This window comes from Pseudoalteromonas luteoviolacea NCIMB 1942 (genome assembly GCF_001625595.1).
GTDB classification, from domain to species: Bacteria; Pseudomonadota; Gammaproteobacteria; order Enterobacterales; family Alteromonadaceae; genus Pseudoalteromonas; species Pseudoalteromonas luteoviolacea_A.
Map to the genome: position 1 here is coordinate 98,164 of NZ_AUXT01000024.1, position 12,823 is coordinate 110,986.

The 12,823-nt window shown below is 40.8% G+C and carries 9 protein-coding genes; 5 read left to right on the forward strand and 4 right to left on the reverse strand.

The window, feature by feature from the left end; translation table 11 throughout:
- The first annotated feature begins 142 nt into the window (after positions 1 to 142).
- Positions 143 to 1,429 carry a citrate synthase gene (locus N482_RS02585; protein WP_063375600.1) on the forward strand — a complete coding sequence of 429 codons (1,287 nt, stop codon included), beginning with the start codon at positions 143 to 145 and terminating at the stop codon, positions 1,427 to 1,429.
- 116 nt (positions 1,430 to 1,545) lie between these two features.
- On the opposite strand, the gene yccX is transcribed toward N482_RS02585, so the two are convergent.
- From yccX to N482_RS02600, 3 genes are all read right to left on the reverse strand, one after another.
- Positions 1,546 to 1,812, reverse strand: a complete 267-nt coding sequence (gene yccX / locus N482_RS02590; RefSeq protein WP_063375601.1) for an acylphosphatase — start codon at positions 1,810 to 1,812, stop codon at positions 1,546 to 1,548.
- 182 nt (positions 1,813 to 1,994) lie between these two features.
- Positions 1,995 to 4,661: a TonB-dependent receptor plug domain-containing protein gene (locus N482_RS02595; protein WP_063375602.1), complete on the reverse strand. Its 2,667-nt coding sequence runs from the start codon at positions 4,659 to 4,661 to the stop codon at positions 1,995 to 1,997.
- Positions 4,662 to 4,891: 230 nt separating this feature from the next.
- On the reverse strand, positions 4,892 to 5,335 hold the full coding sequence (locus tag N482_RS02600) for a hypothetical protein (RefSeq protein WP_063375603.1): 444 nt from the start codon (positions 5,333 to 5,335) through the stop codon (positions 4,892 to 4,894).
- Positions 5,336 to 5,574: 239 nt separating this feature from the next.
- On the opposite strand from N482_RS02600, the gene xthA reads away from it, so the two are divergent.
- The 3 genes from xthA to N482_RS02615 are packed head-to-tail and all read left to right on the forward strand — an operon-like array spanning position 5,575 to position 7,856.
- Positions 5,575 to 6,384, forward strand: a complete 810-nt coding sequence (gene xthA / locus N482_RS02605) for an exodeoxyribonuclease III (protein WP_063375604.1) — start codon at positions 5,575 to 5,577, stop codon at positions 6,382 to 6,384.
- 39 nt (positions 6,385 to 6,423) lie between these two features.
- Positions 6,424 to 7,047 (forward strand): energy-coupling factor ABC transporter permease, encoded by a 624-nt coding sequence (locus tag N482_RS02610; protein ID WP_063375605.1) that lies wholly within the window; start codon positions 6,424 to 6,426, stop codon positions 7,045 to 7,047.
- Positions 7,044 to 7,856 (forward strand): putative RNA methyltransferase, encoded by an 813-nt coding sequence (locus N482_RS02615; protein WP_063375606.1) that lies wholly within the window; start codon positions 7,044 to 7,046, stop codon positions 7,854 to 7,856. Before N482_RS02610 ends, N482_RS02615 begins: the two co-directional genes overlap by 4 nt.
- Positions 7,857 to 7,960: 104 nt before the next feature.
- Here the strand turns inward: N482_RS02615 and N482_RS02620 are convergent, their stop codons facing one another.
- Complete coding sequence (locus tag N482_RS02620) at positions 7,961 to 11,722, reverse strand: M4 family metallopeptidase (RefSeq protein ID WP_063375607.1); 3,762 nt, start codon at positions 11,720 to 11,722, stop codon at positions 7,961 to 7,963.
- Positions 11,723 to 11,935: 213 nt separating this feature from the next.
- Between N482_RS02620 and N482_RS02625 the strand changes: the two genes are divergently transcribed.
- Positions 11,936 to 12,823 (forward strand): IS1595 family transposase (locus N482_RS02625; RefSeq protein WP_063375608.1); only part of this gene is annotated, 888 nt, incomplete at its 3' end.

Below are 12,823 nucleotides of genomic sequence, written 5' to 3' on the forward strand. Positions count from 1 at the left end.
AATATTTATTATACATTTTTGCATAATTCTGAGAAAAATTGACTTTTCACCCCATTTATAAGTTACAATGATCTGAATTTGCTTAACATTAGTATCACAACATAACAATCAGAATGTTGTTATTTCATAGGAGATAAAATAGATGGCAGATAAGAAAGCCACAGTCCATATTGATGGGCACGATCCAATCGAACTACCGATCCACTCTGGCACAGCTGGCCAAGACGTTATCGACGTTCGTACGTTAGGTGCTCACGGCTTCTTCACATACGACCCTGGTTTCATGTCGACTGGCTCTTGTGAATCATCTATTACTTACATTGATGGCGCGAAAGGAGTACTTCTACATCGTGGCTATCCAATTGAACAATTGGCTGATAACTCAAACTACATTGAGCTTTGCTACCTACTATTAAACGGTGAACTACCTAACAAAGAACAGCTTGCAAGCTTCTCTGAAGAAATCACACGCAACACGATGATGCACGAGAAAATCGCTGCATTCTTCCAAGGTTTCCGTGTTGATTCTCACCCAATGGCAATGCTTTGTGGTGTGGTTGGTGCTCTATCATCGTTCTACCACGATGATTTAGACATCTCAGATGCAGAGCAACGCATGCGCTGTGCAACTAAACTAGTTGCTAAGCTGCCTACTATCGCGGCAATGGCATACAAATACAACGTAGGTCAACCATTTGTATATCCTCGCAACGACCTTAGCTATGCAGAAAACTTCCTACACATGATGTTCTCTGTACCAGCTGAAGAGTACAAAGTAAGCCCAGTTCTAGCAAAAGCAATGGATCGTATTTTCATGCTTCACGCTGACCACGAACAAAACGCTTCGACTTCTACGGTTCGTTTAGCTGGCTCTTCTGGTGCAAATCCGTACGCATGTATCGCGGCAGGTATCGCTTCACTTTGGGGTCCAGCGCACGGTGGTGCAAACGAAGCGTGTTTGAACATGCTTGAAGAGATTGGCTCAGTTGATCGTATCGACGAGTTCGTAGCTAAAGCGAAAGACAAGAACGACCCGTTCCGTCTAATGGGCTTTGGTCACCGCGTATACAAAAACTTCGATCCACGCGCGACAGTAATGCGTCAAACATGCCACGAAGTTTTAGAAGAGCTGAACATCCAAGATCCTCTTCTAGACGTTGCAATGAAACTAGAGCAAATTGCTCTGGAAGACCCGTACTTCGTTGAAAAGAAACTATACCCTAACGTAGACTTCTACTCTGGTATCATCTTGAAAGCTATCGGTATTCCTACAAGCATGTTCACTGTAATCTTTGCAATGTCTCGCACCGTTGGTTGGATTTCACACTGGAACGAAATGCTTTCTCAAGCAGGCCACAAAATTGGTCGCCCACGTCAGCTGTACACAGGCTATACTGTACGCGACTATGAGGACCGAGGCGAACGTTAATCATCGCTTTGTTGAGAAAAGGGCCTAAGAGCCCTTTTTTTCGGCTTTTTTTAACCACAACATTAAATTGTACGCCTTTCTTTACATCAGCAGCCGTGGAAATATTTTCCCCAAATTTAGTAAATCTCAAAACTTGAGTAGATTTCTTGTACAATATCCTCTTCTTGTACACTCTCAACGCTTGCCAACGCAGGACCTTGTTGTAACCAATTAGCAAGTTTGTCAATTTGGCTCTGCTCTCCATACACGACAACTGCGACACTTCTATCTGGTAAGTTTTTCACGAACCCAAATAGACCCAGTCTCGTTGCCATTTGTTTGGTGTGATAGCGAAAGCCAACGCCCTGTACTACTCCTGTCACAATAAATTTTGAACTTTTCATTTATCCGAACTCGTTGGTAACTTCAAAAACAAGCTTAGTTTCCAACTTACTGGATTTGAAGGTCTTGAAAAAGGTACTCTTGATATGTTCGAAAGAACAAACTCCGAGATTTACAGAGCTGCATATAAAAAGGCCCCAATGGGGCCTTTAGATTTTAAAGATGCTCGAAAAATTACTTTTGTTTAGAATTTATAAGCAAACTTCACGTAAACTTGGCGACCTAATATACTGTGCGTCTTATTATCTACACCCATAGACTCTGAAGGCGCAAATGGCGCTTCTTCATTTGTTAGGTTAGAAGCACCTAGCGTTGCTGTAAGCTTGTCAAAACCCACATATGTCACACTTGTATCGATTGTAGTCCAAGAGTCTATTTCAAACTTATTTCCTGCACTGTCAGCCAAATCGTTGTATGAATTAATATAATTCACGCTAACATTTGCAATCCAATCATCAAGTGCCCAATCTACACGCGCATTCCAACGCAGATCAGGGTGTTGGTACTCACCGTTTTCATCTACAATAACTGATACTGAATTGCCACTTTCATCTGTTCGAATAAGTTCTTCGTCAAAGTTCAAGACATAAGTTACGTTATAGCCAAACTTGAATTCGCCCATACCTTGCGTTTCAAGCCTGTACTCTAGGTCAAGGTCAATACCATCCGTTTTTCGACCACCAATGTTGACGAACGTATCGTTAATTTGGCGAATACGTCCAGGCGTACCACCAGTGGTTGCCTCTCGTATTACCAAGTTTGTATCATCACCACAACAGTCTACAATGTCTTGTGCGCCAATCTTCTTAATTAGGTTTTCTTGATCATAGTTCCAGTAATCGATACCCACACTAAAGTCGTCCGTAGCCTGCCAAATCACACCTAAGTTATAGTTTGTAGACTCTTCCGGCTTAAGGTTTTTATTACCAGCAACTTGCGCTGTGTATTCAAACGGTTCACAATCCAATGGATCCTTGGTAATTATACAACGATCTCGGTCAATCACGCTTGGCGATTCGTCGGTTCTACCTAGGTGGAGTTGAACGAGAGAAGGCGCTCTAAACGCTGTCCCCCAAGAACCACGCACTACAATTTCTTCTATTGGAGTCCAACGAAATGCTACTTTTGGATCTGTCGTGTTACCAAAGTCACTGTAATCTTCATATCGCAGCGCAAGCTGTAGTTCTAAGCTTTCTGTGGCAGGAACATTGAACTCAGCGAACAAAGCGGTGTTGTCTCTATCACCATTAGCTTGTGTTGCTTCAGTACCAAAGATTTCGTTATTCAAGTATTGACTATCGGGGTTGTCTTCAATTTTTTCATAGCGGTGTTCTAAACCAAATGCAGCTGCAACATAACCATCCCCAAACTCAAATAACTCGCCAGAAATTGTCGCGTCGAATGATTGCATCGTTGAAGCACCGTAACGCGTGGTGGTTGTCTCGATTTTATCCAATACTTCCTGAGAGTTTTGGCTAGGTTCAAACGGGTTCCATTCTCCGCTATCAATTGCCGCTTGTGCTCTTAATTTATTCGGGAAACCATCAAAGCCTTTTTCCACTGCACTTGAACGAATTGCTGAATAGGCAAACTCCCAGTCCCAATCCTGAAACTCGCCGCGCATACCCATAACTGCACGATAGTATTCAGAGTCCACATCTTTTTTACGATTACCAATATCAACAGTACGACGACGCATCGAAATATCCACGCCGTGTAAGAAGTGGTCAGGTAATGCAGCAAGTGGATGATTAGGATTGTCGCCGGCCATCGTTAGTTCAGTAAAGCTTGGGCTAGCCGCACCTTGAATGAAAGTAGAAGTATGTTGTGCAGAGAACTCAGCGAAACCCTCTACTCCATCCATAATTTCTTGTACGCCATTGTAGTTAAAACTAATACGTTCAGTAGAAGGAATTAGTGTCATGTGCGGCGCATAATCATATCGACAAATATCACCGATGATCATATTTTCCGGGCATTTATCGTTACCCCAAACGTCTGCAAAGATTGTTTGTCTAACTTTGGTTCCATCATCTTCAACACGCGTCACAGGCAAAGCTTCCCATTGCGCATCTGTAAGTTGGTTTCTTACAACTTCAATACTGCCAGGAAAACCTGAAGAGCTTAGCGCGTTATTACCACCTCTGAACCTTTGGTCTGCGGTAGAAGCATAGTCACGGTCCGCATAAAATACATCACCACGTTTGAAATAATCTATTGAGAAATTGTGGTGCCCTTTATCTGTTGAGCTTCCCCAAAGTAACGTGAAGTTTTCTTCTTCAGCACCACCATCCGCAGTGTCGGAGATTTTACCTGCAACTTCAAAACCATCGATATCATCACGTAGGATGATATTGATAACACCTGCAACCGCATCCGAACCATAAGTCGCTGATGCACCATCTTTTAAAACATCGATTCTTTTTACTGAAGAAACAGGAATTGTGTTTAAGTCAACGAATGACGTTTCAATATCTTTTGCAAATGGGCTCACTGCGACACGACGACCATTGATCAAAACAAGTGTTGATGATGCACCTAAACCTCGAAGTGCAACACTCGAGCCGCCATTAGCCGTATCATCACTTGAGTTACCCTGTGTGCTAAACGTCCCAGCCCCTGCAACTGGTAACTTTTGCAGCGCACCAATTAGATCTGTAGAGCCCGTTGCAGCAAGATCACCTGCTGAAATAGTCTGTACAGGTGATGGCCCTTCTAAATCTGACCGCTTGATATGTGACCCTGTCACTTCAATACGTTCAACCTCAGATTCATTTGCATTTGCTATACTTGCTCCCCCAAGCAATGCAAAACTCACTGAAGATGCTATTAGCGTAAACCCCTTTTTCATTATCTTTATTCTCCGTAGTGTATAAAACATCTTTTTAACTTTTATAGTACACTAAAAAAACAATAAAAACAATAAAAACAATAAAAACCTTAGCGAATTTACAATTATTCAATTAAATCGCTTGCATTTTAAACAACTTCGGTCTGTAGGGCATAGGAATAGCGGCTTTAACGGCATTTGGGCAAAAAAAAGCCCAACTAAATAGCTGGGCTTTTTTCATTTGTAAACTTTTAGATAGCAGTATTTTTAACTTCTTTAACAAATTGTTTTACTGGTAAATTATTACACTGTAAGCTTCTAGCTTGGCTGCGGTATTTGTGTAGACTCGCAACACCTTCTTTAGCTGCTTTCATGCATAGCTCAGTTGCTCTAGACGTGTTTTCAGCTACCAATTTAGCTTTAACTGATTGTTGACTATTTTGCACACGTTGATTGGCTTTCGCGAATGTACGAATATCTTCACCATTGCACTCTACTGATGGAGAAAAGCGTGAAACAAACACACCTTGTTGCGCACCAAACTTGCGCGCTGCGCTTAAACCTTGGTTTGCAGCAATCTCACATACCTTTGAAATTGTAGACGCATCGCTCGCCACAAAGTTCTGGCTACCGCCAGCAAATGCAGAAGTTGAAGCGATAGTAATAAGAGTAGCAATTGAGAGAGACTTAAACATAATTTACCTCGAAAGAACGAATTAGTGCGCATTATATAGCCAACTTAATCCTTGTAAATGGTAAATATAAACTTTTTTGAACATTTAATGAGCTATTTACATACCTATAAACTCATGCTTCAAACCTGCTAAATTTTGCGCTTTAATTAACAAATCTTCGTATTAGGAAACATACTTTTTCCCCTATAAGACAAACATAATGATACACTCCCACATCATTCACTCTCCAAAATTAAAATATGAAAGTTATCTCATTCAACATCAACGGCCTTCGCGCCCGCCTACACCAATTACAAGCCATCATAGATAAACATCAGCCTGATGTGATTGGCCTACAAGAAATCAAAGTACATGATGAAGCGTTCCCAATAGAAGACGTAGAAGCTATGGGCTACCACGTCTATTTTCATGGTCAAAAAGCACATTATGGCGTTGCTTTGTTATCAAAAATGCCCGCTAAATCCATTCAAAAAGGCTTTGCAACTGATACAGATGAAGCACAGAGACGCATGATCACGGGAACTTTTGAGAGTTCAAATGGTAATGACGTTACGGTAATGAATGGTTACTTCCCACAGGGGGACAATATTAGTCATGAAACAAAATTCCCGTACAAGCGTCAGTTTTATATAGATTTAATGACCCATCTCAATACTTATGAAAAACCAGATAGTAATCTTATTGTGATGGGAGATATCAATATTTCACCAACTGAAAGCGATATCGGTATTGGTGAAGCAAATCGCAAACGCTGGTTAAAGACGGGTAAATGCTCTTTCCAGCCCGAGGAAAGGGAATGGCTTAAAACGTTAATGGATTGGGGCTTCAAAGATACGTTTAGAGAACTGACGCCAGAAGTAGAAGATAAGTTTTCGTGGTTTGACTATCGTTCAAAAGGTTTTAATGACAATCGAGGCCTAAGAATTGACGTCGTTTTGGCCACTGAATGTCTCATGAAAACATGTAAAGAAAGTGATATCGATTATGAGTTGAGAGGGATCGAAAAGCCTTCTGATCATGCTCCAATCTGGGCGACTTTTGAGATCTAACGGTTAAATAATACTTAACGTACATTTGGATGTTAGCGCATGACAACATTTGTGTTTGCTATACTTGCATTCTTACTAAGTTTGGATAAACAACAGTATGAAACGCTAATAAAGACCCCGCAAAGACAAATTGGCGTCCTAAGTTGTGCTTTAGTGATGGCGTTATTATGGCAGATAAAGGCTGGCATTTTACCTAACTTGAACATCCATATATTGGCCGTAACGACGGTAACTTTAGTGCTCGGCTGGCGGTTGTCCTTATTAAGTACATTGCTGGCCGCAATACTTTGCTATTTCTTTGCATCTTTTGAAGTAAGCTTTTTCTCTTTTTGGTTACTAAATGGGATCCTACCAGTTTATCTAAGCTATGCATTGTTTGTGTTGTGTTATCACTATTTACCTCGACATTTTTTTATTTATATTTTTGTTTGTGCGTTTATTTCAGCAGGTTTGGTTGCTGCAATTAAAATCATCTTGTCTGCAACATATTACTGGTCAGTTGGCCAGTACGACTGGTACGTATTGACGGACAATTATATGTTTTATGCCGTGATCATGTGGTTTCCTGAAGCTATGCTAAATGGTATGGCTGTTACACTCTTGATCACTTATCGCCCACAATGGGTGCGAACCTTTTACGATAAGGAATACCTAGATAGATGACTGTAGAATACCGTTGTCCAATATGCTCTGAGTCACTTGTCCCAACAGGCAACAGTTTAGGGTGTACTAACCGTCATCAGTTCGACTTTGCAAAAGAAGGCTATATAAACCTACTTCCGGTGCAATTTAAACGCTCAAAGCAGCCCGGAGACAACTTAGACATGGTACAAGCAAGGCGTACTTTCTTTGCCACACCTCACTATCAGTTTTTACAACAGTCATTAGCTAAACTCGTCGCTAGTAAACAACCGAAAACTGTCATTGATTTGGGATGCGGAGAGGGGTTTTATACCCAAGCAATCGCCAATGAATTGGAAGAACAAATATCAATTTATGGTTTAGACATCAGCAAACCCGCGATAAAATACGCCGCCAAACGCTATGATAAGCCTAATTTTAGTGTTGCTTCCAGTAAAGACGCACCATTTAAAGACGCTTTAGCCAATGTTGTCTTGAGCATATTTGCTCCTGTTTTTGACAAAGAATCTGCAAGGCTTTTGTCACCTGAAGGAACATTGATAATAGTAAGTCCAGGCCCTCATCACCTGTATGAATTAAAACAACAAATATATGATGATGTGCGTTTACACCAAGCGCCAGATTGTCCAGAAGGATTTATTGAAACGGAACAAACATTGTTCCAAGAAGTGCACTCTATTTCAACTGAAGTCATATTTCATTTAATTAAAATGACACCTTTTGCTTGGAAGTTTAAGGGTTCTCACTTTGAAGCGTTATCAAGCAAAACCCACCATGATATCACTCTGTCATTCTTGGTTACCCAATTCAACAAAGCACACCCTGAATAAATTTACGGTTAAAAGTTGATTAAAATAGCTTTGAACGTTAAAAATTATGCCCGATAAGCGTCTGCTATATCGGGCAGTTTGTTGTCTAAAAGTAGAGTTACGGATTACTTAGACACAGAAAAATCGAAGTTCAACGTATTTGGTTTATGTAACTTCCAAACAAAGTCCAAACCGATATCTGGATACCCAACCACTACTGCATCGATCTCTCTTACGATACCGTTATTTTTCATGATTTGCAGCTGGACATTGTACTCCCCCCCTAGCTCTCCGATATCATAACTTACTATTTTCCCAGATAGCCTTTCAGAACCAATAAACCAAACAAAGCTAATATCAGGCGAGATTTCGCCTGTTGCTTCCAATTTAATCGTTCGATTGTGTTGGCTTGAACTTACTTCAATAGTAGAAATAGGGTTATCTATTATCAACTCCTTGCTCACCGTAAACTCTGCACTTTCATTCACGATTAGCGTTAAACTCGCAAAATAGATGCTTGAATTTTCATACGTATGCGAAACAGTTGGCGTTTCAGTTAAGGCAGTGGCTCCATCTCCAAATACCCAGTTGTATTTAAAGTTTTGCCCCACATCTTCGTGCTCTGCGGTAAATAGGCAAGTATTTCCTTCGACTAAGCAAGTGAAAGCCAGTTGTGGGCTATCAATATAGTCGATGTGCAATGGCGCTTGTTTAATCACAACGCCATTTCTCTTTACAACAAAGCTCACTTGGGATGGCTTTTCAGGCATATTGATAATCGTTCCGAGTGCATCGTACTGATACTCGACACCGTCAATCATCAACACTACGTCATACCCATCAGGAAGTTCTTGCGCGATATCGAACGTAAAGTTCATATTCTGTTGCGTTACTTTAATGTCTAAATCTGGTGCTTCGTGCAGCTCTATACTTTGTTCATAAGTAAATTGAGTTGCTCCACCGTTTGCCGACATCAATACTGTTATTGTTTGCTGTCCATACCCTTCAAAATCGTACTCAAATGCAGTTAAGTCACCGCGTTCAAATGTATCTCCATTAATTTCCCAAGTGTACGTCGCCCCAGCAACTTGATTATCGTAATTTAGACTCAATTGACACTTAGTACCATTTTGAACGCACTGAATACCAAAATTAGGTTCATTCATTACTGCCACGTGCTTATTAAAGCGATTTACTTCTTCACCGTCTCTTAGCAATACTAGGCTCACTTCAGTGCTTTCAAGCATCTGCAACGCGTAATTATAGCTATCCGTGTCAAATTGCTCTCCATCAATCAACCATCGAAATGAATGAGCATTACTATACTGGTGAGGAATATCAAAGTTAATCGTGCGATTATATTGCTCATAGGTAAAACTCAAGGCCGGGGCCACATACTCACCAACCTGGTAGGCAAACTTTATATCAACCGTCTGCGCTTCCATCTCGTTTGAACAGGCGGAAGGGCCACTTTGCTCCCCTACAACTAACCGTACTATAGCCGGCCCTTTCTGTAATTCACCAAAAGGTTCTTCAGGCAATAATATTTCATTCGTTATTTCGGTTGGTAAAGTTATCTCCTCTGAATCAAAATAACCGTTCCGATCCAAATCAATATAAGCCTTAATTGACAACTGGCTTATATCTATAGGCAGCTGAATTTTTAAAGGTGCTTGTGAGTATACTGCGTCGACCAGTTGAACATTTCCGTAACCATCCGTTACTTCAACTTTTTCTCCATTTACGGTGAGACTGTTGATATGCGATCCGGCTGCGTTTTCAGGCTTACAAACAGCTTGCTCAATCAAGGACGCAATGCGATAGCTCTCTAAAGTTGAGCCGTTGTTTAATTCTGCTTGCCAGTGCAATTCATGGTCGCCTTCACTTAATGTGATTTCCCCTTTTGAAGCCTCCAACCAAGTACCTTGGGCGTTGGGAGTCCACTCTAACAAGGTCTCTTCTCCTTGGCGTATGACTAGTTTATCTACTGTATCGCCAGACAAACGAGCATCAGCGATATTATAAGATATTTGCTCAAATAAGCGCTCTATTGACACCTCTAAAGTGGTCGCCCTGCTATCTTGTGGAATTAGACCAACTCGCTTAGCCATTGCCGCAATCTGCTGTTTGTCTTCAGCATTGGCTACTTCGATAAGACATTGAGAAGCCTCTAGCATACCAGTTGTTTCATTGAAGCAGGCAGTCATCGCCTTTATAACTAGCCCGTAAGCTCTTTCAACACTCCACCCGTCGCTGGTAGCTATTAAATAGAAGAGCTTGTTAAATGCACCCGCTCTTTGATGGGAGCCCGTCACACTTTCGAAGTCGCGATAGTCATCAATACTGACACCGTCTCGCCTTGGTTGCTTGAGAAATCTAGAATAAGCATTTCTAAGACGCGCATCCCAACCAATTGCCCAAAAATATTCGTCCTCTTTGGATAACTGCGAAAATACGGGAGTTTGTAGCCAATTGGAATCTGACGGCTCCGGTTGCAGGTTTTTATAATAGTGATCCTTAACCGCAATTGCCGTAATATCCGCAAAGCTTTCATGTAAAGCGCTTCTTTGCGCTCTACTGCCATCATCATCGCCAATATTATCTACATTTGAAATAATATTGCCGGTGTTCCACTCTAAGATCGCATGCCCAATTTCGTGTGCCACAATGTCAATAGAACTCCCATGAGGAAATGGAGCGCCTCGAAAACCACTGGCATAATTAGTAAACTCGCCATCCCAACTACTTTGGCTAATGTGTCCTGAGTCAGTCCTTTGCTTAATTACATTCAGGCAATAACTTCCTCCATCTGGGCATCGCTCGTTTTGTTCCGGATAAAGGTTAGAGAAATGACCGTATAAGACCTGAGCTGTTATACCAGCGTAGAAATGTGCATCGTTAACTGCTTTAAAAGCCCCTTTCGCCAAGTAATAAAAATAAGGTTCTCCCTCTATACCATGACTTTCTGTAACGCCACTAGAGCAGTCATAGGAATGTGGTGTTGTGCTACTTCCATAATAAGTCTCTACCAAGTTATTGCTATAGACACATTGTCCATTGTCTAGTTTAACTACCATTGGATAGCCCGCAAATTCAGAAAAAGCTCCCCCCTTATCGCTTCTAAAATAGAGGTTACTGATCGTAGGTACAATTGGGTAATACAACTGAGCGAGTGGATGTTCATTTGGGAGGACAGTATTTTGGCACTTTTCACTTGCCATATTGGGAGACTGATGACAATTAAAGCCAACTTTATAGTTACCCATGGTCGTTGCTACGGCATAGTAGCTCTCAGAGTGAGGACTAAGAAACGACGCAGTTGCATTAACATCTTCAATTACATTAAGCGAAGCCGCATCTAAAGTTATAAGTCTTCTCTGTCTTTTGTCATCAATCAGTTCTATTTTATATATGGGAATGAAATTGCCAAATTTATTTTTGGAAATATACTGCTTCACATTTCTAATTTTCGACCTTTCAATTTCATAGTATTTAGCTATCTCCGCTGACAGAACCCCAAAATCTTGAGGATATGCCTTCGAGATTGACTGATAATTCAATAGACTAGAGCGCAAATCGTTATCTCCCAGCACTCTACCTGAGATAACTTTTCGACCAAGGCGTTTATCAACACGTATCACTAAATCACTACCCTGTACTTTAATACCGCGCCAGTAAAGAGCGTAATGATCTAGCCTGTCGTCTTCGGAAATTTGCACCGATTTAGTTTGCTTATAATCAAACGGAGATGAATTATTAAGAACTCCCAAATTTGAAACATCAGCTGGGAGTATGTGATTGATTTCATTTTGAAACTGATTTGATGATTGACTACTCGCTGCCGAGAAGCAAGCAAATAGTGCAACGACACTTCCTAGTATACGCACTGCCTAGTCCTTATTTCTTTAAGTTAACCTCTATTTTACACAACTAATTATTATGTTCTACATACACCCCTTTAAAAAAATACTTTTTATCTAATTCATGATTTAAAATCGAATACTCAACAAACAAATTAACCCGAATTTTGGCTGAGTTCGCGAAATTTGTTGAACTGTATATAATTACAGTTTAAATAGTTTCGTTTACTGGATCTGGCGATGAATGCTGAAGAGTTTTCCATTTTAAAACAAGTTGTTATTGATTTATCTCCAAAGCAGAAAAAGCAACTTGAAAATATCCTTAACAAACCCGACGACATTTCATGTATCACAAAAATACTCGATGCCAATGTCAATAAATGTCCATATTGCCAAGGTGAGAAGCTTTATAAATGGGGAACCAGCGGCAGTAGACAGCGATATCGTTGTAAATCTTGTGAACGAACATTTAATGGCCTCACCGGAACGGAACTAAACGGATTACACCACCAAGACAAATGGGATCATTACATTGAAACCATGATTGATGGCCAGTTTTTGCGTCAAGCAGCGCATGAATGCGGTATAGCGCTTAGTACGTCATTCAGATGGCGTCATAAAATGCTTAAATTGACTGAAAACCTGACAGACCAGCGCTTGGATGGCATTGTTGAGATTGATGAAACACAGTTTAATTTATCAGAAAAAGGCTGTCGTAGCTTGAATCGTGAACCTAGGAAACGCGGTACAGACAAAGCAGAGCAAAAGATAAAGGTTGTTGTTGCAAAGGATAGAAGTGGGCATATTTTCGATAAAGTTATGACACACTTTAAGTTAGATGAGCTAAAACCCGCGTTATTACCAAGGTTAGAGCCAGACATCGTGCTGTGTAGCGATGGGCATCTTAACTATTACTGGTTGGCAGAAAAGGAAAAAATCAAGCATGTTGTTTTAAATGGGTGTGACAATGAACGGGTAAAAGATGAGGTTTTTCATATACAAAATGTGAATAGCTACCATGGAAGATTGAAAAGTTGGGTATCACGTTTTCGTGGTGTCGCGACAAAGAACCTGCACAAGTATATAGGTTGGATGCGGTGGTTTGAACGTAAGCGTATAGCAAAGTGC

Coding starts and splice junctions, on each gene's coding strand:
- xthA (WP_063375604.1), top strand. CDS start 5,575: ATGAAAGTTATCTCATTCAACATCAACGGCCTTCGCGCCCGCCTACAC.
- N482_RS02585 (WP_063375600.1), top strand. CDS start 143: ATGGCAGATAAGAAAGCCACAGTCCATATTGATGGGCACGATCCAATC.
- N482_RS02600 (WP_063375603.1), bottom strand. CDS start 5,335: ATGTTTAAGTCTCTCTCAATTGCTACTCTTATTACTATCGCTTCAACT.
- N482_RS02610 (WP_063375605.1), top strand. CDS start 6,424: ATGACAACATTTGTGTTTGCTATACTTGCATTCTTACTAAGTTTGGAT.
- yccX (WP_063375601.1), bottom strand. CDS start 1,812: ATGAAAAGTTCAAAATTTATTGTGACAGGAGTAGTACAGGGCGTTGGC.
- N482_RS02595 (WP_063375602.1), bottom strand. CDS start 4,661: ATGAAAAAGGGGTTTACGCTAATAGCATCTTCAGTGAGTTTTGCATTG.
- N482_RS02615 (WP_063375606.1), top strand. CDS start 7,044: ATGACTGTAGAATACCGTTGTCCAATATGCTCTGAGTCACTTGTCCCA.